The 25,220-nt window shown below is 68.2% G+C and carries 19 protein-coding genes; all 19 read left to right on the top strand.

Going from position 1 to position 25,220, the window contains the following annotated elements; genetic code table 11:
* The first annotated feature begins 27 nt into the window (after positions 1–27).
* A complete protein-coding gene (locus G342_RS0120405; RefSeq protein ID WP_018185028.1) occupies positions 28–843 on the top strand; it encodes a YggS family pyridoxal phosphate-dependent enzyme in 816 nt (271 codons plus the stop codon).
* Positions 844–1,331: 488 nt separating this feature from the next.
* A complete protein-coding gene (locus G342_RS0120400; protein WP_018185027.1) occupies positions 1,332–3,380 on the top strand; it encodes a phage tail sheath family protein in 2,049 nt (682 codons plus the stop codon).
* 10 nt (positions 3,381–3,390) lie between these two features.
* A complete protein-coding gene (locus G342_RS0120395; RefSeq protein ID WP_018185026.1) occupies positions 3,391–3,915 on the top strand; it encodes a phage tail protein in 525 nt (174 codons plus the stop codon).
* A gap of 30 nt (positions 3,916–3,945) precedes the next feature.
* A complete protein-coding gene (locus G342_RS25480; protein WP_018185025.1) occupies positions 3,946–4,776 on the top strand; it encodes a hypothetical protein in 831 nt (276 codons plus the stop codon).
* Entirely contained in the window at positions 4,773–5,552 is a 780-nt protein-coding gene (locus G342_RS26170; RefSeq protein ID WP_156831036.1) for a hypothetical protein, read from the top strand. Before G342_RS25480 ends, G342_RS26170 begins: the two co-directional genes overlap by 4 nt.
* Before the next feature lie 3 nt (positions 5,553–5,555).
* Positions 5,556–6,878: a Pvc16 family protein gene (locus G342_RS0120380; protein WP_018185023.1), complete on the top strand. Its 1,323-nt coding sequence runs from the start codon at positions 5,556–5,558 to the stop codon at positions 6,876–6,878.
* A 7-nt stretch (positions 6,879–6,885) separates the two neighbouring features.
* The gene (locus tag G342_RS24820) at positions 6,886–8,901 is read left to right on the top strand and encodes an AAA family ATPase (RefSeq protein ID WP_018185022.1); all 2,016 of its coding nucleotides are present in this window, start codon (positions 6,886–6,888) and stop codon (positions 8,899–8,901) included.
* Positions 8,891–9,121: a hypothetical protein gene (locus G342_RS26165; protein WP_018185021.1), complete on the top strand. Its 231-nt coding sequence runs from the start codon at positions 8,891–8,893 to the stop codon at positions 9,119–9,121. Before G342_RS24820 ends, G342_RS26165 begins: the two co-directional genes overlap by 11 nt.
* 77 nt (positions 9,122–9,198) lie before the next feature.
* Entirely contained in the window at positions 9,199–10,701 is a 1,503-nt protein-coding gene (locus G342_RS25475) for an eCIS core domain-containing protein (protein ID WP_018185020.1), read from the top strand.
* Entirely contained in the window at positions 10,698–13,202 is a 2,505-nt protein-coding gene (locus G342_RS26335; RefSeq protein ID WP_018185019.1) for an eCIS core domain-containing protein, read from the top strand. Before G342_RS25475 ends, G342_RS26335 begins: the two co-directional genes overlap by 4 nt.
* 147 nt (positions 13,203–13,349) lie before the next feature.
* On the top strand, positions 13,350–13,973 hold the full coding sequence (locus G342_RS0120355) for a hypothetical protein (protein ID WP_018185018.1): 624 nt from the start codon (positions 13,350–13,352) through the stop codon (positions 13,971–13,973).
* Positions 13,974–13,982: 9 nt separating this feature from the next.
* A complete protein-coding gene (locus G342_RS0120350; protein ID WP_018185017.1) occupies positions 13,983–14,267 on the top strand; it encodes a hypothetical protein in 285 nt (94 codons plus the stop codon).
* Between the two features lie 4 nt (positions 14,268–14,271).
* Positions 14,272–15,405, top strand: a complete 1,134-nt coding sequence (locus G342_RS0120345; protein WP_018185016.1) for a phage late control D family protein — start codon at positions 14,272–14,274, stop codon at positions 15,403–15,405.
* A gap of 12 nt (positions 15,406–15,417) precedes the next feature.
* Positions 15,418–16,131, top strand: coding sequence for a phage baseplate assembly protein V (locus G342_RS25465; RefSeq protein WP_018185015.1), 714 nt, complete (start codon positions 15,418–15,420; stop codon positions 16,129–16,131).
* A 16-nt stretch (positions 16,132–16,147) separates the two neighbouring features.
* Positions 16,148–16,432 carry a hypothetical protein gene (locus G342_RS0120335; protein ID WP_018185014.1) on the top strand — a complete coding sequence of 95 codons (285 nt, stop codon included), beginning with the start codon at positions 16,148–16,150 and terminating at the stop codon, positions 16,430–16,432.
* 10 nt (positions 16,433–16,442) lie between these two features.
* The gene (locus G342_RS0120330) at positions 16,443–16,820 is read left to right on the top strand and encodes a GPW/gp25 family protein (protein ID WP_018185013.1); all 378 of its coding nucleotides are present in this window, start codon (positions 16,443–16,445) and stop codon (positions 16,818–16,820) included.
* Between the two features lie 2 nt (positions 16,821–16,822).
* Positions 16,823–19,429: a baseplate J/gp47 family protein gene (locus G342_RS0120325; RefSeq protein ID WP_018185012.1), complete on the top strand. Its 2,607-nt coding sequence runs from the start codon at positions 16,823–16,825 to the stop codon at positions 19,427–19,429.
* A gap of 59 nt (positions 19,430–19,488) precedes the next feature.
* The gene (locus G342_RS24800) at positions 19,489–22,962 is read left to right on the top strand and encodes a DUF8189 domain-containing protein (protein WP_018185011.1); all 3,474 of its coding nucleotides are present in this window, start codon (positions 19,489–19,491) and stop codon (positions 22,960–22,962) included.
* Positions 22,959–25,217 (top strand): hypothetical protein, encoded by a 2,259-nt coding sequence (locus G342_RS0120315; protein WP_245557312.1) that lies wholly within the window; start codon positions 22,959–22,961, stop codon positions 25,215–25,217. The genes G342_RS24800 and G342_RS0120315 overlap by 4 nt, the downstream gene beginning before the upstream one ends.
* The last annotated feature ends 3 nt before the right edge of the window (positions 25,218–25,220 follow it).

Below are 25,220 nucleotides of genomic sequence, written 5' to 3'. Positions count from 1 at the left end.
CTCGCGCGCCTTGAAGGAGCCCCCCGAATGCCGCCGCCCGCCGCACCACTCGACCACAACCCCGCCGGCGGCCTCCCCCTTTGCGAGGACGAGATCGAGCGGTTCGGGGCCCGTCCGGCAGAGACGTTCGCGTCGAACCTCGTCACCGTTCGCGCGCGCATCCAGGCGGCCTGCGAGCGCAGCCGACGCGATGTCGCCTCCGTGCGACTGCTCCCGATCACCAAGACCGTCCCGGCTGCTGTCCTGCGATCGGCCTGGGCCGCCGGCATCCGTGACTTCGGCGAGAACAAGCTGCAGGAAGCGCAGGGGAAGAATGCGGCCCTCATCGACCTGCCGATACGGTGGAGCATCGTCGGGCATCTCCAGAGCAACAAGATCAAATACCTGGTCCGGTTCGCCTCGGAATTTCAGGCGCTCGACAGCCTCAAGCTCGCCGACGCGCTCAATCGGCGCCTCGATGCCGAGGGGCGCGATCTCGACGTCTTCGTGCAGGTCAACACCTCGGGCGAACAGACCAAGTTCGGCCTCGCCCCGGACGACCTGCTGCCTTTCGTGCAGCGCCTCGACGAGTTTCCGCGGCTAAAGCCCCGCGGGTTGATGACCCTGGCGATCTTCAGCCCGGACAGCGCGCGCGTCCGCGTCTGTTTCCAGCGCTTGCGCGCCTTGCGGGACGAGGCCCTCGAGCTCAATCCGGCCCTGCGGGAACTGTCGATGGGGATGTCGGGAGATTTCGAGATCGCGATCGAGGAAGGCGCCACCGTCGTACGGGTGGGACAGGCGATCTTCGGCGCGCGCCCGGGCAGCGATGCGCATTATTGGCCCGGACTGATCCCCGAGACCTGAGGGTGAGACCATCCCGCTTGTTGGAGCGGCCTCGCCAAGCTGGCTGCTGCACAGAGGACAGCGAGTGCCGTGGGTCTGCCACCTGGCCTCGTCGGGCTCCGGATCACCCGCTTCATCAGACGAACCAGCGCCTCCTCCGCATCCCCCTGCAAGCTACAGCCGCTTCGCTCAGCCCAGCTTAACAATTCTCATGCAAAACAAATTATCGCCAATACTTATTAAAAATAAGACATTTCCATGGATTATCGTCTGTTTATGACGTGAAATAATTCACCAACAGCAGTCAAATCCCCCTGATATACAAGAACGATAATACTGACATAGATCATTACTTGCAGAGACAATTGCTCCAACGGACAAAAGCGATTACCTTTCCTGCAGGGTGGCCAGCGTGGCGTTGCGGCCTCCGTGCCCGAAACGGCATTGGCACCATGGGTGTGCCGGATCGGCGCTCAGTACCAGGCGGTCGCGGCATCACGGAGGACGGCATGCCCGTTAATCCGACCTATCCCGGCGTCTATATCGAGGAAATCTCCAGCGGTGTGCGCACCATTCGCGGCGTCGCGACATCGGTCGCGGCGTTCGTCGGCAGCTTTCGCAAGGGGCTGCTCGACGAAGCGGTACAGATCTTCTCGATCAGCGATTTCGAGCGCGAATATGGCGGCATCGATCGCAACAGCGAGACCAGCTACACCATCCAGCAATTCTTCCTGAACGGCGGCTCCGAGGCCTGGGTCGTGCGGGTCGCGGACACCGCGACCGGCGCCGCCGATGCCCCGCCGACCAACGCCAACACCGCAGCGGTGCTGGTCGCGTCGGTGCCGGGGGGGGGCGTGCAGGTGTTCCGCGTGATCGCCGGCCGTCGCATCCGTGGCGAACCGGCCGAGAATCCCGGCTTCTGGGGCAACTTCATTCGGATCGAGGTGAACTACGACACCGCCGACCCCGCGAACCTGTTCAATCTCTCGGTGCAGGAAGTGCGCCTCGACGGCGACCGCACCCTCGTGCTGCAGACCGAGACGTTCCGGAACCTCACCTTGGAGCCGGACACGCCGAACAATGCGCTGGAGGTCGTCAACCAGGGTTCCCAGCTCGTACAGCTCAATCGCGATGGCCTGCCGCCGCTCGCCGCCCCGGCGCCCGGCACACCCTGGGTCAGGCCCGCCTCAAGCGGTACCCTCGGGGGGGCTCTGCCGACGACGACCGCGATCCCCGCCGACGGGGCGGCGTTCAATGTCACGCTCAGCGGCACGCCAACCATCAACGGCACGATCACCTATGGCGGGCCGCCGCCAACCAGCTATGCCCAGCTCCGGCCCTTCGTCGAGGAAGCGATCCACCGGGCAGCGGCGTCGCTCGCCGATGCCCAGAAGCCGCTGCTTGCCGGCGCCAGCGTGCGGCTGCTCGGCGACAATTCGACGGCCAATCCGTTCCGCTTCCTGGTCACCCTCGGCAGGGGCGCGCGGCCGTTTGACCCTGGCGTCACGGTCGACTTCAGCGGCGCGGCGGCGGTCGGCGGCGCCAGCGGCATTCGCCTTGCCTCCGCCAACGGCGCCGTGGTCAATGCGCAGCAGCAACCGCTTGCCGGTGGGCGCGACGGGCGCCCTCCCGCGGTCGGCACGACGCATCGACCAATCCCGGTTGGCTTCTTCCGCGGTTCGCTGGTGCCGAAGACCGGCATGTATGCGCTGGAGGATGTCGACCTGTTCAACATCCTCTGCATTCCCGAAGCGACCACCCTGTCGCCCGGCGACATGCAGAGCCTCTATACCGAGGCGGAGAACTATGTCCGCGATCGCCGTGCCATGCTCATCGTCGACATTCCCGAAGCCATACGCGATCTCGACGACATGCAGACCTGGCTGGCGGACAATGCGGTGCTGCGGCACTCCAATGCAGCGGTCTACTACCCCCGCTCCCATGTGCCGGACCCACTCAACCGCAACCGCCCGCGCTCGCTTTCCAACAGCGGCACGATCGCCGGCCTGTGGGCGCGCACCGACGGCGAGCGCGGCGTCTGGAAGGCGCCGGCCGGGACGGACGCCCGGCTGCGCAACGTGGTGATGCTGGACTATAATCTCACCGACCAGCAGAATGGCGTGCTCAACCCGCTCGGCGTCAACTGCCTGCGCACCTTCCCGGTTTATTCCAGCATCTGCTGGGGGGCGCGCACGCTGGAAGGCGCCGACGTCATCGCGTCGGACTTCAAGTACATACCGGTGCGGCGCATCACACTCTTCCTTGAGGAAAGCCTCTACCGCGGCGCTCAATGGGTGGTGTTCGAGCCGAACGACGAGCCGCTCTGGGCGCAGATCCGGCTCAATGTCGGGGCGTTCATGCAGGACCTCTTCCGTAAGGGCGCCTTCCAGGGCAAGTCGCCGCGCGAGGCCTATTTTGTCAAATGCGACGGCGAGACGACGACGCAGCAGGACATCGACAACGGCATCGTCAACATCGAGGTGGGCTTCGCACCGCTGAAGCCGGCCGAGTTCGTCATCCTCAAGATCCAGCAAATCGCCCGGCAGGCGGACGTCTGAGGAACCCGACATGGCTCAGTTCACGGTCAATCCGCGACGTTTCGATCCCTACAAGAACTTCAAGTTCCGCATCCGTTGGGACGGGCGCTACGTCGCCGGGGTCAGCAAGATCTCGGCGCTGCGGCGCACCACCGAAGTGGTCGAGCACCGTGACGGCGGCGACCCGAGCACATCGCGCAAATCGCCGGGCCGTTCCAAATACGAGGCGATCACGCTGGAACGCGGCGTGACGCACGATCTCGAATTCGAGCGCTGGGCCAACAAGGTCTGGAATTTCGGCGGTACCAATGGCGGCGAAGTCTCGCTGGCCGACTTCCGCAAGGACGTCATCATCGACGTCTTCAACGAGTCCGGCCAGACCGTGCTGTCCTATTTCGTCTATCGCTGCTGGGTCTCGGAATACCAGGCGCTGCCGGAATTCGACGCCAACGCCAATGCCGTGGCGATCCAGACTCTCAAGCTCGAAAACGAAGGCTGGGAGCGCGACCTCTCGGTGGCGGAGCCGGCCGAGCCGGCCTTCAACAACCCGGAATAGCCCACGCATCAACACGGACACGAACCCGACATGAGCCTCGTCGTCGACCTCAGGAATGGATGGCGAAGCGACGGGGCCGTCGCGCTGCAATTGGTGGTGCGCCCGTTGACGGGCGGCGACGAGATGCAACTGGAGGAACAAACCAGCCTAACGCCGGCGGCCTGGGCGAACCGGTTGCTGGCGGCTTGCACACTCGATCTGGCATCCGGCAGCCCGGTCGGTCTTCCCGTCGTGCGGTCGCTAAGCCTCGGTGACCGCGAACGGCTGCTGCTCGCCGCCTATGCCGCGAATTTCGCCGGCACCGCCGACATGGTGCTGAGCTGCGGCAAGGAAGGCTGCGGCGAAACCATCGAATTGCAGCTCGACCTTGCCACATTCCTCGCCGGGCGGCCGGGACGAGGTGACGGCGCGCAGACTTTCACAATTGCCGAAGGCGAGACGCAGGTGACCTGTCACTTGCCGACGGCCGGCGACCTGGAGACCGTGGCGGAGCTCGGCCGGACCAACCCCGCCGCCGCCGCTGATGCACTCGTTGCGCGTTGCCTCGTGGCCGCCAGCGAGTCGTCCGGACCGTGCGATCCTCCCCTCCTCGATAGGCTCGCCAGGGAGGTGGAACATCGGGACCCAGAAGCCGATATCCGCATCGCGGTCACATGCCCCACATGCGGGACAGCGACCCAAGCCCTGCTCGACGCCGGCGCGATCCTGCGCGCCCGATGCGCCATGGGCGAGGGCATCCACGCGGAGGTGGCCCGCCTCGCCCGCGTCTATCACTGGAGCGAGGCGGAGATCCTTGCCCTGCCCCGCCAACGCCGCCGGCGCTATCTTGACCTGGCCGCCAGCCAGGAGGCCATCCGGTGAGCGGGCTGTTCCCTTCCCTCGTCGCCCGCGCCACCGGCCAGAGCCCCGCCGGCACGCCGATGTTGACCCCGCGCCCGGTCACGCGCTTCGAGCCGGGCCAGGCTGCCTGGACGGCGACGATGGATGCCGAGCCAGACGCTCGATCCGATACGGGGCAGTTGGAAGAGATCGCCACGGGCATGCCAGGCCGGTCCACTGCCCAGCCCGCGCCGACGCCAGCGCGGGGAACGCCAGCGCTCGACGCGACCCGCGCGGAGCCGCCACCCCGAACCGCGCCCCGATCTCCCCGGGAACCGACCGCCGCGCCGCCAAGCGCTGTCGCGATCACGATTCCGGCCGTACCAGTACGGCAGGACGCGGCCCGGCTGGTGTCAGGCCGAGCCCAGGAGCCGCCCGTCGCCATGCGCCGCGAGCCGGCGCCGCCGGAGATCGATGAAATCCAACCGGCGTTCCTGCATTTCGAGGGGCCGACGCCCAATCCGACCACAGCGCGGGATCCATCGGAGACATACGATCCGCCGCCTCTGCGCGCGTTCGGCGAGCCCCTTGCCCAGGAAGCACGGCTCACGCCGCTACCGACCCACCACGAGGAAGGTCCGGCTATGGCCGAACGCATGCCGGTCGCGGCGGGGGCGCCTGCGGTTTCCGTCTCGATCGGCCGCATCGAGGTCGAAATCCTGCCCGCCCCGGTTCAGGCCCGGGCAGCGGCGCGACCCGGACCCCAGCGCAGCCGGGGATTTGCCGGCTATGAAGATATCCGGCGTGGTCGGCGGTGAAGCATGGCCGATCATTCCGCCATCGCCGCCGTCAGCCGCTCGCTCCGCACCCTGCTGCGCGACCGCATGGCGATTGCCTCCGAGGTAACGCTGGCGCCGCCGGATATCGAGGTCGCAGGCATCGAGGGCGCGCGCATCAATCTCTATTTGTACCAGGTGCAGGAAAACCCGCACCTCGCCAACCAGGAAATCCCAGGCAGCGGCTCGGGCGGCTACGGCCGGCCGCCGTTGGCGCTCGACCTGCGCTATCTGATGACAACCCATAGCGCCATCGAGACCACCGCCGATGCCGATCTCAATGCCCAGACGCTGCTGGGCGACGCCATGCGCGTTCTGCATTTCTTCGGCAATCGAATCGACGCGCTGAATGTAACCCGGGCGACCGCCGGCACCATTGGCGATCCGATCCTCGACCCGGCGCTAGCCGGCGAATATGAGCGGGTGAAGCTCCGCCTGCATCCCGGCAGCCTCGACGACATCACCAAGCTCTGGTCGGCGCTGTCGGAGGAGAACTTCCGCCGCTCAGTAGTTTACGAGGTCAAGGTGGTGCAGATCGAGACGACCGAACCGGCGCGTCGCGCGCCGCCGGTGCAGAGCCGTCAGGTCCTCTCCGGCCCGAACCGCCGCCCAGTGGTGCGCCGCGCCTATGTGACGCCGATCGGATCGGAGCCAATCGGCGAGATGCGCGTCTCGGTCGGCGAGGAAATCAGCATCGAGGCCGACGCCGCCAACGCCGAGCGCATCTATGTGCGCCTGGGCGGGCTCGATCCGATCCGGCTGCCGCCCAGCGCCGACGGGCGCTACCGCATCCGCATTCCCGACGATCAATACCCGCCGGACCTCGACATACCGGCTCTGCGCCCGATCCCGCCGGCCCAGCGCCTGCAACCCGGACTGCTGGAGGTGCAACTGATCGCCATGAACGGGGTCGAGGGCGTGGCGGGCGCGCTGGACAGGGGCGCCAGCCTGGTCGCGGAGCGCCGCTTCGCCTCCAACGTCGCGCTGATGCAGCTGGTGCCCGAGATCACCGCCATCAACCCGGCCGCCGGCAGCCCCGGCGTCTTGCTGCAAATTCATGGCACGCGTCTCTGGTGGCCCGCTGCCCGCGAGGCCTGGACGGTGATCGGCGACGCGGCGGTGCGCATCCGGCCGCCGGTCGGTGCCGATCCATGGGCGGCGCCGACGCCCATCCAGATCGAAATTCCGGTTTCGGAGGCCGCGGCGCTGCTGCCAGACCCGCCGCCCGCCGGAACCGCCTACCCGGTCGCCGTCGAGATCGACGGCGCCCGCAGCCGCCGCTCGTTCGACTTCACCCTGACGCCGTGATGAGGCGATGACCGAGAGAGCCGACCCCGCCAGCCTCGAGATCGCCCCGGATACCGCAGCGCTCCGGGCGACGGGCAATTGGCGCGTCGTCGAATTGGGGATGGCCTGGTTGACCGCCTTGCTGCAGGCGCGCATAGGCCCCGCCCCCGCTTCAGGGGCCGAACAGTCCGCCGCGTCGGCCCGCCTGGCCTATGACGCGGAGCGCGACCGGTTGCGGCGCGACGGCCTGCCGGTGGCGTTTGACCAATTGTCAGCCATGTTCGGCCTGTCGCCGTTCGAGGAGGATATCTGCCTGCTCGCCATGGCAGCGCGGGTGGACGAGACGGTGGCCGCGTTGTTTGGCTCGCGCGGCGGTGGTCCCTCGCATCCACCGCTCCACCTCGCACTCCGGCTGTTTTCGGGTATGCGCGGCGAGGCGGCGCTGGCGGCGCATCTTTGCTTCGGGCCAGGGGCGCCTCTCCGGCGCTTCGGTCTGCTGATGGTGGACGAGCCTGGCGGGATCGACTCGCTGTCGCCGCTGGTGCTGGAGGAGAGCGTCGCCCGCTTCCTGATGGGCGATGCCAGCCTCGCCCCGCGCGTGGCCGCCTGCCTGACGCCGCTGCCACCCGTGCCGACAGCAGCAGCCCAACAGCAGGCAGCGCAGGCACTGGGACGACGTATTCGCAGCGTCGACGCCATGGAGCTGCGCGGGCCCGCCGGAAGTGGGCGCCGATCGATCGCTGCTCAGGCGATGGCGCAACTCGGCCTGCCCCTGTTCGAACTGCGCCCGCCGCGCCCCGATGCCGATCCGGCCACCCTGCGCCAGACCCTGATCGCGCTGTCCCGCGCGGCGCGGCTACATGGCTTTGCCGTGCTGGTGGACGCCGCGCGGGTGCGACGGCTGGCAGCGCCGGACAACCGGGAGGCCGCGAACGAGACGATCGCGGCGCTGGTCGCCGCGCTCGACTGCACCTGCGTCCTGATCGAGGAAGAGGCGCGCGAAACCTCGGCCGGGTTGTTGGCGATCGAGGTCCCCCCGCTAGGCGATCGTGACCGGCTGGAGGTCTGGCGCGAGGTGGCGCCGGGTGCGGACGAGACGCTGCTCGGAGAGGTCGCCGCGCAGTTCCCCCTCGCGCCGGAGGAGATCGCCCAGGTGGCGGCAGCGGTGCCATCCTTCGCGCGCGGCCCGCTCTGGGCGGCCTGTCGCGAACGCGCCCGAGGCAGTACCGACGAGCTCGGCGACCGCGTCAGCCCGCACTACGGCTGGGACGACATCGTGCTGCCGGACGACACACTGAACGACCTCAGGGCGATCGCCGGCCAGGCGCGGCACCGCGCCAAGGTCTATGGCAATTGGGGCTTTGGCGACCGGCTGGTGCGCAATACCGGCATCACCGCGCTGTTCGCCGGGCCAAGCGGCGTCGGCAAGACCATGGCAGCCGAGGTGATCTGCCGCGATCTCGATCTCGACCTGCTGCGCATCGACCTCTCCGGCGTCGTCTCGAAATATATCGGCGAGACCGAGAAGAACCTGAAGCGGGTGTTTGACGCGGCCGAGCGGGCCGGAGCCGTGCTGTTCTTCGACGAGGCAGATGCGCTTTTCGGCAAGCGCAGCGAGGTGAAGGACAGCCACGACCGCTACGCCAACATCGAGGTCAGCTACCTGCTGCAGCGCATGGAGTCCTATGGCGGCCTCGCCATCCTCGCCACCAACATGAAGACGCATCTCGACCCGGCATTCCTGCGCCGGCTGCGCTATGTCGTGGACCTTCCGTTCCCCGACAGCGCCTCGCGGCGCCGGATCTGGCAGCGCGCCTTCCCGCCAGAGGCTCCCACGGTCGGCCTCGACTTCGAAGCGCTGGCGCGGCTCGACGTGCCTGGCGGCAACATCGTCGTCATCGCGGTGAACGCCGCCTTTCTAGCCGCCGGCGAAGGCCTGCCGATCAGCATGGTGCATGTGGCGCGCGCTGCGCGCTCGGAGTTCCGCAAGCTCGACCGCGAATTCCGCATGCCGAACCCGACGGAGGTGCGCCGTGGCCCATGATGGCGCCCGCTCCTCCTCGCCCTTCGCCACCGCTACCATGCGGGCCGGCCTCGCCGACCATGTGCGAGCCGCGACCGAAGCCGCGGTGGGCGCCGCGCCGCCGGCGGTGGACCGTCACATCGAACGCCTGCGGGTTCGTCTCCCCGCCAATGCCGATGCTCGGACCATGCGCGAAGCGCTGCGGCGCGCGATCGCGGCGGAACTCGGGAGGAAGCCGTGAGACAGGCGGTGCGCTGCGCGAGTTCCGCGCGAACGATCCGCGCGTCCGTCGGCCGGCGTCAGCCTCCGACGGAGGCTTTGGCCGATCGACTGCGCCCTTCCATCGCGATCGGCAGCGCCGGCGACACGCTGGAACAGCAGGCTGATCGCGCCGCCGACACCATCTCCGCCGGCGGGCGTGCGTCCGGCCTCCATCCTGCGCCGGTCAAGGTGCAGCGCGTTTCGGCCAGCGAGCGGGCCGGCGGAGGCAATGGCCAGCGGGCGGCCGACGCCGTCGCGGCGGGCGGTCAAGCCATGCCCTCGCCGCTGCGCTCCTATTTCGAACCCCGCTTCGGCGCCGATCTCGCCGGCGTGCGGCTGCATACCGATGCTCCGGCGGCAACGGCTGCGAACGCCATCGGCGCGCGCGCTTATACCTACGGTAACGATATCGCCTTCGCCCCCGGCGCCTATGCGCCCGGAACCGCATCGGGGCGGCGCCTGATCGCCCATGAGCTGGCGCATGTGTTGCAGCAGCGCAGCGGCGCCCTGCGCATCCAGCGTGACGGGCCACAGACCGCCAAGCCTGCCGACGCGGAGCTCGAACTCGGCAACACGCTGCGCGGGCCCGGCTTTTCGAACGGCTTTGCGCTCGCCTTCTATGACGAGAACGAGCCGGAGGCGCAGCGGCGGGCGGCCGATTTCGCCACGCGCGAGAATGCGATCGGCCTCAAGGGGACGGGCATCGACGCCGCCAATCTCGTTTTCGGCAAGGCGATCCCCAGCGTCCGGACGATCGACGCCACGGTCCCGGCCATCGCCAAGGTGGTCAACGACGCGCTGGCGCGGGTGCCGGCGCCGGCGAACTATCCGCCAGCCACGGCGGCGGCGCCGGGCAAGGTCAGGGCCATCGCCATTTTCGCGCATGGCACGCCGCAATGGTGCAGCGCCGGCCTTACGGTCGGCAACGCAGGGGCCGTGTTCAAGAAGATCGCCCCCAGTCTGTCCCCCACCGTGCGGGTCGTGCTCTACACGTGCAGTTCGGCGCGCGGCACCGACGAGGAGGAGGACTGGGTCAAAGGCACCATGCGCAGCGGCGGCAAGGGCTCGCTCGCCTCCCTTGTGCGCGACACGCTAGCCGACGAGAAGATCGACGCCGGCTCCGTCTGGGGCCACACCACCGTCGGCCACACCAGCCGGAACTTCGCACTCAGGGTATTCGAGACCCGTGCCGGAAAGGGCGCGGAGGGCGAGTCCTACGCCGCAAAATTCGTGTTCGGCGGCCTGCGCGCCGGAGTGATCGCGGAACTCGCCACCGAGATCAATGCGCAGGGTTACAGCGTCGCGACAAGCGACGCCGGCTTCGTCGCAGCCGCCTCGGCCGAGCTGGAGGTCGTCTTCTACAGAGCCTATTCGGCCGCCAACCGGGACCTGCCCGGCGACAATGCGGCGGAAGACGCGCCGCTCTACTCCTACTATACGGCCGACCGCATCGAGACCTACTGGAAGGACCTCTTCTGGCCAGCCAACCGCGCCGCCACTGTCGCCGCTTTGATCCGGCGGCTGAAGCTGAAGAAGCCCAAGCCGGTGGGTGGCCCATGAGTACCACCGCCGCCCACACGATGGCTCCGACGCGAACCACGGCCGCCCGCGCGCCGATGCGGCCCAAACTGCTGCCGGCGCAGCTGGTCTCGCCATTGCAGCGCAAGCCGGTCATCGGCGCAGTCGACGACCCACTCGAGCGCGAGGCTGATCGCGCCGCCGACGCGGTCATCGCCGGGCGGCTCGACATGCCGATCACCGGAACGCGGCCGGGCATGGAGCGGGGACTGGTGCAGCGAAAATGCGCCGCCTGCGAGGAGGCCGAGGAGCGTGGCGAGGAGACGCCCTGCGAGCACTGCTCCGGTGAAACCATCCGGCGCGCCTGCGACGGCGGGGATCGTATCCTGCCGAAGGCGGACGGCGCCATGCTGCAAAACGGTGCCAGCGAGGCCGCACAGGCCGTCGCGACCGGCGGCGCGCCGATGCCTGCGGATTTGCGCCGCTATTTCGAGCCACGCTTCAGCCGCGACTTCGGCGATGTGCGTCTGCATACCGACGCCGCCGCCTCCACTGCGTCGCGCGCCATTCATGCGCGCGCCTATACGCTCGGTCGCGACATCGCCTTCGGCCCCGGCGCCTACGCGCCCGACAGCATCGAGGGTCGACGCCTCCTTGCGCATGAGCTCGCTCATGTGGCGCAGCAGGACGGCGGCCTGCCGGTGATCCGCCGCCAGGAAGAGCAAGGCGGCCCCAGCCCCGAGGCCACGGAAGCCGACATCAAGGAACCGACGACCCAGGAACTGCGCGAAGCGGAGATTCGTGAATCCCGCACCTCGCCCGGTGGCGTGCGCACCACGATCCAGCCCTTCCGCATCACGCTGGAGGATTTTGCCGTCGACTCCAGCGACCTCAAGAAGCTCCACGAAGGCGCTGTCGATGAACTGGTCGACATCCTCAAGAAGGCGCCCGCCGGCAATTTGCGCGTTGTCATTGTCGGCCATGCCGACGAGACCGGCGCCGATGCGCACAATCTCGGCCTGTCGCGCCGGCGCGCGGAGGCGGCGATGCGGCGATTGCGCCGGGTGGGGGGTACCAACATCGAGACGCTTGGCCTGGGCGAGGCGCAACCGGCGGCTTCCAACGCCACGCTGGAGGGCCGCAAGCGCAACCGCCGGGTCGAGATATTCCTCCTGCCTGGTCCGGCGATCAAGGTGAAGCCCGAGCCGGAACCGGAGCCGGAGCCGCAGCCTGTACCTAAGGACGACACCACCCCGGTGCCGCCCGAGGACACCAAGCCACCGCCCGAAAAGACCAGTCCGCCGCCGGAGAAGACGACCCCGCCTCCACCCCCGCCTCCTCCGCCAGACGACAGCTTCTGCGAGCGCCACCCGATCATCTGTGGCGGGGTCGGGGTCGGCGTGGGGGTAGGTGTCGGCGTTGGCGTCGGCATACTCTTTTGTCTCGCCAATCCGCTGGCGTGTGTACCGATCCCGGGCCTGCCGCCGATCTTGCCGGGCGGGGGCGAACCGCCTGGCGGCGAGGATCCCGACAAGGACCCAGAAAAGGAAAAGGAGAAGAAGAAGCGCAAACCCAAGCGCGCCTGCCTGGTTTCCTCCAACCTGCCCAGCGGCCATATCAAGGCCCGTTCCCTAATCCTCGGAGCGAATTCCACGCTTTCTGCGCCCTTCGACATGGGCCTCACCTTCAGCGAAGACCCGGAGACCGGATGCAGCTGCAATTGCGGCGAGTTCCGTCAGGAGGTGAAGGGGACCTTCGAGCGGAATATGGGCTCAGGCTGGGAAGCGCTCACGCATAGCCTTGTCCATCCCGCGAAGCTCAGTTCCACGACGTTCCAGGAAGACACGCATGAGCGCGGACCCTATGGTCGCCGCTATTGGGACCCGCTTCGCGCCGTGCCGCGCCCCGGTCGCGAAGGCGACGAGTTCATCCCCGACAGCGAGACCGGATGCAGCTACTCCGGCAGCGACTCGCCTGGATTCCCGCTGGCCGTACGCCCGCCCGGCTCCGAATACCGCTTCCACCTCTATTTCCAGGGTGGCGCGGTCGATGGCTGCCTCGGTCGGGCGCGAATGGCCGGCTGGCATCAATGGGAAACCTCCGGCTACATGAAGATCCCCGGCTCGCCGCCGCCAACGCCGGATCCCGATCCCGACCCGGTGATCCCGCCGCCGGCGCCCGCGCCGCAAATCGACCCGGCGCCCTACAAGGGTCCTTCCATGGGCCCTGCCCCGTCCGGCCCGACGCGCCGCGTCAAGCCGGACGCCGGAGCGCTCTGCGTCGACAACAACATCGGATGCCGCACCGCGGATTTCATCTTCGATCATCACGGCCTTCTGATGGGAGACCAGCGGGACCAGGCCATCGACATGGAATTCCAGGCATTGTGGCGCCACTGCAAGTGGTCGGAGTCGCCCCTCCTTCTCTTGAACCCGGGCGCCTCGATCGCCTTGCTCCGCAACCATGCGGAACGCAGGGTCGCCGCCTTCCTCGCCTGGGGCATGCTGATCAGCCAACACAGCGTCGGTCCGCCATGCCCATGACCGCACAACCGCCTTCGATCTTCCGTTATGGCAAGCATCGCGCGGGACAGCCCCAGCTGGCTGTGCTAGCCTCCTCTCTTCCTCGGGGCACCGAATGCCGGCGGAGGTTGTGGGACGATGCCTTCCAGTTTTCCAGGAAGCCCGCATTTGCTGAAAGGCGGCATCGTCGCTTATCAGTTCCCCGAGCTTCTGCCGACGATCATCGTGTTTCAGTACAACCCCGACGAGGTCACGCGCTCGCTGCAGATGCGCGGCGCGTCCGGTGGTGGGCGGGGCGACGCCAACCGGGTCAATGGCCCGCCGGAGGAAACGCTTTCCTTTACGGTCGAGATCGACGCCGCCGACCAGCTCGAGCACCCGGCGCAGAATGCGCTCGCAGTCGCGAACGGCCTGCATCCGATCATCGCGGCGCTGGAAGGATTGACCTATCCTCCCTACCCGCTCGTCATCGCCAACCAGGCTCTGGCCTTCGCCGGCAGCGCCTTCATCCTGGGGGAACAGTCGCCGCTGGCCCTGCTGGTCTGGGGGCCGCGCCGGGTGCTACCCGTGCAAGTGCAGTCCCTCTCGATCCGCGAAGAAGCTTTCGACCAGAAGCTCAATCCAATCCGCGCCAAGGTAGAGATTTCGCTGAAGGTCCTGACCTATCGCGACCTCAGCATCACCAATCCGGGCTACTGGGTCTACATGGCCTCCTTCACGCAGAAGGAAGTGATGGCCGCACTCAACACGTTCGAGGACGCCACTGAAATCCGCTCCCTGCTGCCAATCTGAGGATGCGCGATGTTCTTTCGTGGAAGCCGCTACGAGGCGATCGCCGATGCCGAGACGACCGACCGCAACGGACGCTGCGTCCGTTACAAGCGCATGCGCTTCATCCCCTCGACCCCGGGGGCATTCGGCTACCAGGTCCGCGAGGAAGAGCGCCCGGACCTCGTCGCTTACCGCGCGCTGGGTGACGCCGAACAGTTCTGGCGGCTGGCCGACGTCAACCGGACGATGCGCCCGATCGAACTGACAGCGACGCCGGGCCGTCGCATCCGCGTACCCGCGCCGGGCGGAGGGTGAGCAGATGAGCCTGCTGCCATCCTATTTCGTCGTCCAGATCGGCTTCGCGCCACTTCCCCTGCCCTTCATGGAGGCGCTGAGCGAGATCGAGATCGAGACGTCGGTCGGCCAGGCCTCGATCTTCCGCCTGCATTTCGACCTGAGCCGCAACAGCTTCGGTGATTTCGACGCCCTGGCCATCGACATCTTCCGACCGCTGCTGCCCATCACCATCCGGCTCGCCTTCGGGCTCGGCGTGCCGATGACGCTCGCCAGCGGCTTCGTGCAGGGCGCGCGGCTCGGCGCCAGCAACACGCCCGGCGGCTCGACGCTGGAAGTGGTCGGGATGGACGCCATCGGCACGATCATGGCGCATATCCAGCAGCCCTTCATCTGGCCGAACCTGCCGGATAGCGAGGTGGTGCGGACCATCTTCGCCAAATATGCGCTGATCCCCGTGGTGGTGCCGACGCCGCCGAGCCGCACCATGGTCGACACCATCACCACGCAGCGCGACACCGACGCCGAATATGTGATGCAGCTGGCCGGCCGCAATTCCTACGAGATCTACCTGCAGCCGGAGCCGCTCAGCGGGCTGATGATGGGGCACTTCCACCCCGCGCTGACCATGGCGCCGCCGCAAGGCGTGCTGTCGATCGATTTCGGCCTGCACACCAACCTGAGCTCGTTCAGCGTCTCCAACGACATGCTGCAGCCGCGCAGCGTGATCTCGGCCTCGATCGATCCGCGCACGCGCGTGCCGGTCCCGGCGATCGCACCGGTGTCGATCGAGCCGCCGATGGGGCTGGAGCCGGCACTGAACCGAATTCTGCCGCCACCGATCGAACGATCCCTGTCCGAGGACGCCGCCAATCCGATCGAGATGCAGGCACGGGCACTGGCACGCGCCTCGAGTTCGAGCCGCGCCATCCGGGCGCAGGGCGAGGTCGACGGGCTGAAATATTCGCGCCCCCTGCTCGCCGGACTGCCGGTCCTGGTGCGGGGCGCCGGACGGCAGAACAGCGGGCTGTACTACGTGACGTCGGTTACCCACCGCATCTCGCGCGACGGCTGGAGCCAGAGCTTCAGCGCCTCGCGTAACGCGGTCGGGCTGACCGGCGCGGAGATATTCATCGATCCACTGGAGGCGGTGGCCTGACGGGGACTGACGATGGCATACGCTGAAGAACGAGCCTCCGCCCGCACCGGCGACCGCGAACGGGTCTACGGCAAGTATCGCGGCATCGTCTTCAACAATACCGACCCGCTCAACATGGGCCGCATCCAGGCGACCGTCGTCGATGTGCTCGGCGAAGTACCGACCAGCTGGGCGACGCCCTGCGCCCCTGTCGCCGGCATCAATGCAGGCTTCTTCGCGGTTCCCATGGTCGGGTCCGGCGTGTGGATCGAATTCGAGGCGGGCGACGTGTCGCGACCGATCTGGACGGGTGGCTACTGGGCGGTAGGCGAGGCACCGATGGCGCCGCCGGCTGCCCCGCCACTGCCGACAACCAAGATCTGGCGCTCGGACCTCGGCCTCTCGGCCGTCCTGGACGACCTGACCCAGACCCTCACGCTCTCCGACGCGCTCACCACCAACCAGATTGTCGTCAGCGTGGCGACCGGCACGGTCACGGTGAAGGGACTCGCCCGCGTCGTGCTGGAAGGGCCGCTCATCCACGAGGGCAGCCAGGCGGCGTTCCACCCCGCCGTGCTCGGCGATCAGCTGCTCGTCTATCTCACCCAGCTGGTGACGCTGTTCAACACCCATGTGCATCCGGGCGAGATGGCGCTCGGCATTTTGCCAGTGACCCCGGCTCCACCAGTCGCGCCGATGCCGCCGCCGAGCCCGAGCCTGTTGTCGCTCAAGGTTCTGCTGGAATGAATGAGGAGACGCAAGCATGCCACTGAGAGCCGGAAATTTCCGCGCGAACGAGACGGACTACACCGACTATGTGAACTCGATGGCAGCCGCCATGGACGCCGAGCTCAATGCGCTGCTGCTGCTCGACGGCATGCCGGGCCTGAACGTTGACGACAACGATCGCGAGGTGCGGGCGCGTCGAAGACTGTTCGTGGCGATCGCGCGCGGGGTCGTGCGCCACATGAAGGAGCAGGAGACGGCGTTCCGGATCACCCTGCCGCTGCCCGGCTCGCCGGTCGTCACTCCCGTGCTGCAGGTGTGAGGGAGCGGCGATGGCGACGGAACCTCTCTTTCTGGACTTTCCCTTCGCCATTGACGAGCGCGGCCGCTCGGCGCTGACCAATGCCGACGAGCATGTGCGCGACCTGATCCGCCAGGTGATCTTCACCAATCCCGGCGAGCGGGTGAACCGGCCGGAATTCGGCAGCGGCGTGAAGCAGCTCACCTTCGCCCCGGCCTCCGATGCGCTGGCCGCGGCGACCGAACAGCTCATCCATGGCTCGCTGCTGCGGTGGCTCGACGCCGTCATCCTGGTGGAACGCGTATCGGTCAACGCCGTCGACGAACGCCTGGAAGTCAGCGTGGTCTATCGGCGGCGCACCACCGGCGAACGGATGGAAGATACCTTCGTCAAGTCGGAGGCGGTCTAGGCATGGTCATCTCCAGCGCAGGGACGATCTGGTGCGAGGACGAGCGGCGGTCCGGCCTCATCCGCGCGCCCACCAGCCCGGTGAACGGCATCGACTATGTCGAATACCGGCGTGACCCGCTCGCCGTCGCGGGCCGCCGTCATGTGCTCGAGCTGCATTTCCTGAAGACGCCGCCGGCCGGGCTCGATGCCGCGCCGGATGCCTTCGCCGTGCTCGGCGGCGTGCGCATCGTGGATATCCGCGTGCTTGCCACCGAGCCGGATCCGGGCGCCGCGCTGGTGATCCGCATTTACCTCGACCGCGAGGGCGACTTCTCCAGCTACGTGCTCGCTGTCAACCCACCCTGGCTAGATCCGGAGCGCAGCCAGGCGCGCTTCTCCTTCAAGGCGGGCTGCCCCAGCAGCATCGACTGCCGGCAGGAGCCGGATTGCCCACCGACCGTGCTCGACGAGCCGGAACTCGACTACCTGTCGAAGGACTACCAGAGCTTCCGGCGGCTGATGGTCGAGCTGGTCGCCGAGCGTCATCCCGACTGGCTCGAAAACTCGCCGGCCGATATCGGCATCGCCGTGCTGGAGCTGTTCGCCTATGTCGGCGACTATCTCAGCTACTTCCAGGACGCCGCCGGCACCGAGGCCTTCCTCGACACTTGCCTGCATCGCATCAGCGCCGCGCGCCATGCCCGCCTCGTCGACTACCGCATGCACCAGGGACGCAACGCCTTCACTTATGTGCGCTTCGAGGCAACCGCCGGCGCCCCCGGCTTCGTCCCGGCCGGCGCGAAGCTGCTCACCCGCGTCGGTCGCCCGCTGCTGGGCGAGGCCGGCGCGCCCGGCGCCGTCCTCTCCGCCGCCGCCGATTTCGACACCGACCCGGCACTCGCCGACGCGGCCGTGTTCGAGACTACGGCGCTGACCCGTGTCGACGCCGCCCACAATGTGCTGCGTATCCATTCCTGGGGAGATACCGGATGCTGCCTTGCCCGCGGCGCCACCGAAGCCTGGCTCTATGGCGTGCCGTCCGGCGCCAACCCCGCCGCGTTTCGGCCGACCTTCGTCGAGGGAGACTATCTGCTGCTGCGTGAGGCGGTGAGCCCCGTGACCGGCGCACCGGCCGACGCCGATCCGTCCCATGCGCAGATCGTCCGCATTCTGCGTGTCACCGACGACACCGACCCGGTTTTCCGGCGCACCATGACCGGTGGCGCTCTGACGCCGCGAACCAGTGTCGGACAGGCCGCGCTGCCGCTGCAGCACGTGGTTTGGCGTCGGGAAGACGCCCTCGCCTTCCCGCTCTGCCTCTCGGCGGAAACGCCACAGACGGGGCCAATCGATCCTGTTTCGCTGGCATATGGCAATGTCGCCCCGGCCGATCACGGGCGTACCGTCACCCGCGCTCTCGAAGTTCCTTCCGCCGCCACGCTCGCCTGGCCGATCGCCACCGTCCCTCTCCCGGACGGCCCGCTGTCGCACCAGGCAATGCCGGCGGCTCCCGCCTATGCCGCCGACGGGCGCCTGATCCAGGGCCGCCACGAGCTCGGCGCCGACGTGCGCGCCGTCGGCCCGGCGGCGATCGTGCTGATGAAGACGCTGGAGGGCGACACTGAGCTGTGGGAGCCGGTGCCGCAATTGTTCGAGAGCGGAGCCTATGACCGCCACTTCGTCGTCGAGGTCGACAATGATGAGGTCGCCCATCTGCGCTTCGGCGACGACCGCTATGGCCGCTCGCCCGGCAACGTCACCGCCATCTCGGCGCGCTACCGGATCGGCAACGGTCGCGTCGGCAATCTCGGCGCCAACGCGCTGGTCCATATCGTGCAGCCGACCGCGGCCGAGATGACCGATCCGGCCAACCCGGCTGGCCCACCCTTGCCGTTCGTCGGCATCGAGCAGGTGTTCCAGCCCTTGCCGGCACGCCTCGGCACCGATCCCGAAACCATCGAGGAAGTCCGACAGCTCGCGCCCGAGGCGTTCCGTGCCGTGCAGTTCCGCGCCGTGACGGAGGCCGACTGGGAAGAGGCGGCGCGGCGCCATCCCGATGTCGCGGCCGCCAAGGCCCGTTTCCGCTGGACCGGCAGCTGGCACACCGTATTCGTCGCCATTCATCCCCGCGACGCTGGCAATCTGGTTCGGCTTCCGGGGGGCGGCGCTGCGCTGGAGCCGGAGTTCGCCAGCACGATGTGCGCTCATCTCGGTCGCTTCCGCATCGCCGGCTACGACCTCACGGTCAATGCCGCGCGCTATGTCCCGCTCGAGATCGAATTGAAGCTTTGCGTCCAGCGCGGCCATTTCCGAGGCGAGGTCATCGCCGCCGTGCGCCGCGTACTTTCCAACCGCGCCTATGCCGATGGCACACGCGGCTTCTTCCACCCGCTCGCCTTCGGCTTTGGCGATGCCACCTATCTGTCCCGCCTCTATCAGGCGGTAGAGGCGGTGGAGGGCGTCGAGTCGGCCACCGTCGTGGTGTTCAAGCGCTACTGGGACCCGCCAGGCAGCGGGCTGGAGCGCGGCTATCTGCCGATGGGTCCGATGGAGATCCAGATGCTCGACAACGACCCGAACTTTCCCGAAAACGGCGTGCTCCACGTCGAAGCGGTCGGAGGCCAGTAGCGATGGCGCCCCATCCCGCCTTCTGCTCCTGTTGCTCCAGCGGCATGGCCGATGCTCCGATGACGGTGTCGAACCGGCAGGGATTATCGGCCCTCTCCTACCGGATCGGCAGCTTCGCCAGCTTCCGCCGCTCCATGCTGGACGGCATCGCAAGCGACCCGCGCCTCAGCGCGCTCTCGACCCGCGACAGCGACGACTACGCGATCGTGCTGCTCGAACTTTTCGCCGCGGTCGCCGACGTGCTGTGCTTCTACAACGAGCGCATCAGCAACGAATTCTTCATCCGCACAGCGGTCGAGCGGGATTCGGTGCTGCGGATGGTGGCGCTGCTTGGCTACCGGCCGCGGCCGGGGTTGGCGGCCACCGCCCTCGTCGCCTTCGCGCTCGACGAACACGCCACCACGCGGATCCGCCGCGGCCTGCGCATCATGAGCATGCCCGGCCAGGACGAGCGTGCCCAAACCTACGAGACCGTCGAGAGCGTCACCGCCTTCGCCGGGCTCAATGCGCTGCCGGTCTACGGTCCCCCGTTGCCGTTCAATCCGTTCGCGCGCGGCAGTGCCTCCGCTATAGCCCTATCACGACCCGACCCGCTGTCGATCGGCGACCGTGTCGTCGCCTTCGGCCTTGGAACGATCGAGGAGAAGACCGTCACTGCGCTCGACCGGCGCGCCGACGGCGAACGGCTGGGATTCGATCCGCCAATCCAGGCCGATGGGCTGCGGCCGGAAGTGGCGCGGCTGGCGCGCGCCGACAAGCGCCTGCGGTTCTTCGGCTACAACGCTCCGGCCAGTCACAACATCTACGATACCAACCCTGCCACGCCGCCGCACAAACGCTGGAAAACGACCCCGATCGACGCTTCGTTCGGTCCTGCCCAGACCCAATATCCGCTCGACGCGCGACATGACGACGTCAAACCGGGAGACCAGTTCTTGATCGATTGCGGCGCCGGCGTGCCCCGCCTGCGCACCGCGGTCGTGCACGCCGCGGAGGACCGCCTCGCCACCGCGGTCGGTCCACTCTCGGACAGCGTCACCCACACCACGCTGCGACAGACCATAAGCGGCCGGCCGGTACCCGTGGCGGCGCCCGCCGGTCTGCCAATTGGTTCGTTGCGCGTGGCCACCCGCTCGGGCGCCGGCGTGCTCCAACTGCTGCTGCGCGGCGGTGGTTCGCAGATCGACACCGTCGTCAAGGCTGCGGGCCAGGAAGCGCATGCCTGTGACGAGCCGGCTGCTGTCAATGGCGGCCCGCACGACGTCGATTTGTTCTACCGCGACGACGCAGGCCGGCTGATGCAGGCATTCCGCTCCGGCGCGGGCTGGAGCGTGTCGGTGCTCGGCGGCGCAACGCTCGCCCGGCCGGCCGCCGTGTGGCACCCGGGCGGTCAGGCGGTGGTCGCCTGCACCAGCGTGAATGGCAAGGTGCGCGTGCTGCGCATCGGCGCCGGCGGCATCGTCGAGGACCAGACTCTCACGATGGCGGCCACTTCGGCCCCCACAATCGCGACCTTCGACGGCAGCCGCGTCGACGTCGTGGCGCGCGGCACAGATCGGGGCATCTGGCATGCCGTCAAGGGCCCGGCGGGCTGGTCCGGCTTCATGTCGCTCGGCGGCGTCGCAGCTGCGACGCCGGTCCTGGCGCTCCCGACGCCAGGGCGGCCGGAGCTGTTCATCACCGGCCCAGACGGCAGGCTGCGCCATCGCCACTTTGACGGCACGGCGTGGAGCGACTGGCTCGACCTCGGCGGCGACGTCGAGGGCGAGCCCGCGCTGGCTGTAACCGGGGCCGGACTCCTGATGGTCTTCGCGCGCGGACGCGACAGCGACGTCTGGACGACGCAGCGCACCGGCACCAACTGGACAGCCTGGTCCAGCCTGCGCGGCCCCGTCACCTCGGTTCCGACCTGCGCGATCCAGAACGGCGTACTCCGCATCTTCGTCCGCGACGGCGATGGCGGTGTGTCGTTCCGCGCCTTCACCGGCGGCGAGTGGTCCGCATGGGCGCCGATCGGCTTCGGCCTCGACGCGATTCCCGACCGGCGCCACACCCGGATGTACCGGCTGTCGCGCCCCGACATCGCGTTGCGCCCCCACGGCTATCCGACGCAGCTCACCGGAGGCCGTCTCGCCATCGCCCTCGTCGGCGCCACCGGGCTGGAAGGCATCGCCAAGGGTCGACGGCTGATCCTCGACAACGGGGCGCGCCAGCTCGGCGTTCGGGTCACGGCGAGCACGGAGTTTTCGACCAGTCCCGGCGGCGATCCCGACCACTTGCTGGTCGATTTCGTTCCCCCGGTAGACGGCCTTGCCGGCGAGGTCCGCATGCTTGGCAACGTCGCCGAGACCAGCCACGGCGAGAGTCAGCCGTTGAGCGCCAATCCTGACGGCACGCCGGGCTTCGAGCCGCTGGGCAATGGCGACGCGACCAAGGCGTTCCAGAGCTTCCCGCTCAGCCGCGGGCCACTGACCTACCTGCCCTCGCGCCAGGACGCCGGCGGCAAGGCGGAGATCGAAATCCGCGTCAATGACGAACTGTGGCAACAGGTGCCAAGCCTCTACGGCGCCAGATCCACCGATCGCGTCTACACGTTGCGCCAGAACGATGCCGGGCAGACGCGAGTCGGCTTCGGTGACGGTCGGACCGGCGCACGGCTGAAGACCGGGGCGATGAACGTGACGGCACGCTACCGCACCGGGCTTGGGCTGCAGGGCCGGGTTCGCGCGGGACAACTGGCGATCCCGCTGGAACGACCCGTCGGCCTGCGCGGCGTGCACAACCCGCTGCCGAGCGACGGCGGCGCCGATGCGGAAGCCCGTGACGATGCCCGCCGGGCCGCCCCAGCCTCGGTGAAGACCTTCGGACGCGCCGTCTCGCTGCAGGATTTCGAAGGCCTTGCCATGGCCTCCGGCCTTATCGCCCGGGCCTTCGCCACATGGGTCTGGCTCGACCTGCAACGCACCGTGCACCTGACCGTCGCGGCGGTGGGCGGGACAACGTTGTCGACCGAAGCGCTCGACGATCTGCACGCCTCGCTGAACACCATCCGCGACACCAATCGTCCGCTGGTGCTCTCTGCCCTCGTGCGTGTGCCTCTGGTCATCCGTGCCAGGCTGCTGCGCGACCCTGCCTATGAGGCCGACAACATCGCCGCGCGGGCACGGGCCCATCTGCTGGCGGCCTTCGCGTTCGAGGCGCAAGAGGTTGGAGCGGCGGTGCATGCCAGCTCAATTTTCGCCCGACTGCAGGAGGTGACGGGCGTCCGGGCGGTGGATGTCGATCTGTTCCAGCTCAAGGGCTATCTGGACCTCAGCGCGACGGAACGCGGCGTGCGCTCGATCACCATCGCGCCGGTGCAGCCGCATATCCGGATCTATCCGGCCCGCCCGAGCCCCGCCGATCCCGCCCAGATCGATCGATTCGCCCGTGCCGGCTTCGACGGCAGCGCGATACCGCCGGTGCTGGCGGCCGAACAGGCCGCGATCCTCGATCCCGCCGATGTCTCGCTCACCGTGGTGGAGGCGCTATGATGGCCTACTCCACCCGCAAGGACGACAAGCTCTATCATCTGCTGCCAGCCTATATCCGCGAGCAGGACGCCGGTCGCGGCGAGCCTCTGCGGGCGCTGCTGGAAATCGTCGAGCGCCAGGCGGACACGGTCGAGGCGAACATCGCGCAGGTGCACGCCAACGCCTTCATCGAAACCGCCGAGCCCTGGGTCGTCCCCTATATCGGCGATCTCGTCGGTACCACGCCGCTGTTCGACGAAAGCCGCGTGCGCGACGGCGACATGGCGCAGGAGCTGTTCCCGGAGCTGGAAGGGCCGAACCTGAAGCCCGCCATTGCGCTGCGCAACCGGGCGGATATTGCCAAGACCATCTATTACCGGCGCCGCAAGGGTACGGCGCCAATGCTGGAGGAACTGGCGCGCGACGTCACCGGCTGGGCAGCACATGCGGTGGAGTTCTTCGAAAGCATCGGATGGACGCAATGGCTGCGCAATCACCAGCGCCCCGTCGCGCCACGGACGCCGGACATCCGCTCCCCGGAATTCATGGACCGACTCGGCACCGCCTTCGACGTCATCTGCCATACCGTCGATGTGCGCCCTGTCGGTCAGCTGGACGGTCGCCACAACATCCGCAACATCGGCTTTTTCCTGTGGCGGCTCGGCGCCTACCCGATCGAGTCGGCGGAGGCGCGGCGGCTCGGCAATTCCGGCGATTTTCGCTATTTCTTCTCGCAGCTTGGCCGTTCCGCCCCGCTGTTCAGCCGGCGGCGGCCGGAAGGCGACGAGACCGGGCTCGCCACCGAGTGGCACGTGCCGCAGGCGATCCGCCCCGCCCTCTTCTACGAGGATCTGCGCGCGCACCACGCCCTGCCGTTGCCGCATCCCCCGCATAGCGAATGCTACGGGCTGTTCGATGCCCGGCCCCCGGTCCCGGCCGCCCCGCACCCCAGTTTCAGCATAACCGTCGACGGCGCCCCGATTCCGGCAGACCGCATAGTCTGTCGCAATCTCGGCGTCTGGTCCGCCCCGCCCACCGATTTCGTCGCCGTCGACGTCGCGCTGGGGCGGCTCACGCTGGGGCCCAATCTCACACCCGCCGCCAGCGTCGAGGTGTCCTATCACTACGGCTTCCCGGCCGATCTCGGTGGCGGTCCCTATGCACGCCGCGCCTGGCTCACCAGCGCCAAATTGGCCGACCAGATCTTGCTGGTCGGCGGCAGCGGCGATCCCAACGTGTTTCCCACCATCGGCGCCGCACTCGCAGCGTGGACGGCCGCGCTGAAGCCCAATGCCATCATCCGCATCCGCGACAACCGTACCTATGCGGAAGCGATCACCATCGAGCCGGAGACCGGCCGCCTCCTGGCGATTGAGGCCGCCGACGGCTTCCGCCCCCATCTGCGGCTGAACGGGCCGCTTACTGTGACCGGCGACCATCCCGATGCCAGCCTCACGCTCGGCGGCCTCCTGGTCGAAGGCACTCTCCAGGTGACGGGCAGTCTCAAGCGGCTGCGGTTGCTGCACACGACGCTGGTGCCCGGCGGCAGCATCACCGAGCCCGCCGGGGCGCCGGCACCTCCGCCCGCCTCGGTCGAGATCGCGGCAGCCGACCCCGCCGGCGCGCCGATCAATACGGAATTCCGGCTGGAGATCGCCTTCTCCATCACGGGGCCGCTCCGTGTTCCGGAGCATGCTGAAGGCGTCTTCGTGCTGGACAGCATTCTCGACGGCGCGGGTAGCGACGCTCTCACAGCGCCCGGCGCTGCCGGGGCGGCGGGTCCGCCTTTGCACGTCGAGCGCTCGACCCTGCGCGGGGCGTGCCGGGTGCGCGAAATGGCGTTCGCCACCGAGACCATCTTCGACGGCATCGCCCGCGCCGAGCGCCTCCAGCGCGGCTGCGTCCGCTTCTGCTACGTCCCCGCCGGCTCGCGCCTGCCGCGGCAGTATCGCTGCCAACCGTCTTTGGCAGTCGCCAAGGCGATCGAGGCCGAGGAGGCCGTGTCGGGCCCGCTGACGACGGTCCAGCGCGCCACCGTTGAAGCCAGGGTACAGCGACGGGTGAAGCCAGAGTATTCGGCCGAGGAATATGGCCTGCCAGCCTATCTGCAATTGTCGCTCGCCGGTCCGAGGGAAATCGCGCTCGGCGCCGAAGACGGCTCCGAGATCGGCGTCTACTGCCACCTCAAGCAACCGCAGCGCGAATCCAATCTGACGATCCGGCTCGAGGAATATATGCCATTCGGCCTGGAGGCGGGCCTCATCTACGTAACGTAAGCC

It is taken from the genome of Kaistia granuli DSM 23481, from assembly GCF_000380505.1.
GTDB lineage: Bacteria > Pseudomonadota > Alphaproteobacteria > Rhizobiales > Kaistiaceae > Kaistia > Kaistia granuli.
Note: the sequence above shows the minus strand (reverse complement) of the source record. Positions and strands in the feature narration are given on the sequence as shown.

What these genes read in the sequence shown, in the direction of transcription:
- G342_RS0120405 (WP_018185028.1), top strand. Translation starts at nt 28, where the DNA reads ATGCCGCCGCCCGCCGCACCACTCGACCACAACCCCGCCGGCGGCCTC.
- G342_RS0120400 (WP_018185027.1), top strand. Translation starts at nt 1,332, where the DNA reads ATGCCCGTTAATCCGACCTATCCCGGCGTCTATATCGAGGAAATCTCC.
- G342_RS0120395 (WP_018185026.1), top strand. Translation starts at nt 3,391, where the DNA reads ATGGCTCAGTTCACGGTCAATCCGCGACGTTTCGATCCCTACAAGAAC.
- G342_RS25480 (WP_018185025.1), top strand. Translation starts at nt 3,946, where the DNA reads ATGAGCCTCGTCGTCGACCTCAGGAATGGATGGCGAAGCGACGGGGCC.
- G342_RS0120380 (WP_018185023.1), top strand. Translation starts at nt 5,556, where the DNA reads ATGGCCGATCATTCCGCCATCGCCGCCGTCAGCCGCTCGCTCCGCACC.
- G342_RS24820 (WP_018185022.1), top strand. Translation starts at nt 6,886, where the DNA reads ATGACCGAGAGAGCCGACCCCGCCAGCCTCGAGATCGCCCCGGATACC.
- G342_RS26335 (WP_018185019.1), top strand. Translation starts at nt 10,698, where the DNA reads ATGAGTACCACCGCCGCCCACACGATGGCTCCGACGCGAACCACGGCC.
- G342_RS0120350 (WP_018185017.1), top strand. Translation starts at nt 13,983, where the DNA reads ATGTTCTTTCGTGGAAGCCGCTACGAGGCGATCGCCGATGCCGAGACG.
- G342_RS0120345 (WP_018185016.1), top strand. Translation starts at nt 14,272, where the DNA reads ATGAGCCTGCTGCCATCCTATTTCGTCGTCCAGATCGGCTTCGCGCCA.
- G342_RS25465 (WP_018185015.1), top strand. Translation starts at nt 15,418, where the DNA reads ATGGCATACGCTGAAGAACGAGCCTCCGCCCGCACCGGCGACCGCGAA.
- G342_RS0120335 (WP_018185014.1), top strand. Translation starts at nt 16,148, where the DNA reads ATGCCACTGAGAGCCGGAAATTTCCGCGCGAACGAGACGGACTACACC.
- G342_RS0120330 (WP_018185013.1), top strand. Translation starts at nt 16,443, where the DNA reads ATGGCGACGGAACCTCTCTTTCTGGACTTTCCCTTCGCCATTGACGAG.
- G342_RS0120325 (WP_018185012.1), top strand. Translation starts at nt 16,823, where the DNA reads ATGGTCATCTCCAGCGCAGGGACGATCTGGTGCGAGGACGAGCGGCGG.
- G342_RS24800 (WP_018185011.1), top strand. Translation starts at nt 19,489, where the DNA reads ATGACGGTGTCGAACCGGCAGGGATTATCGGCCCTCTCCTACCGGATC.
- G342_RS0120315 (WP_245557312.1), top strand. Translation starts at nt 22,959, where the DNA reads ATGATGGCCTACTCCACCCGCAAGGACGACAAGCTCTATCATCTGCTG.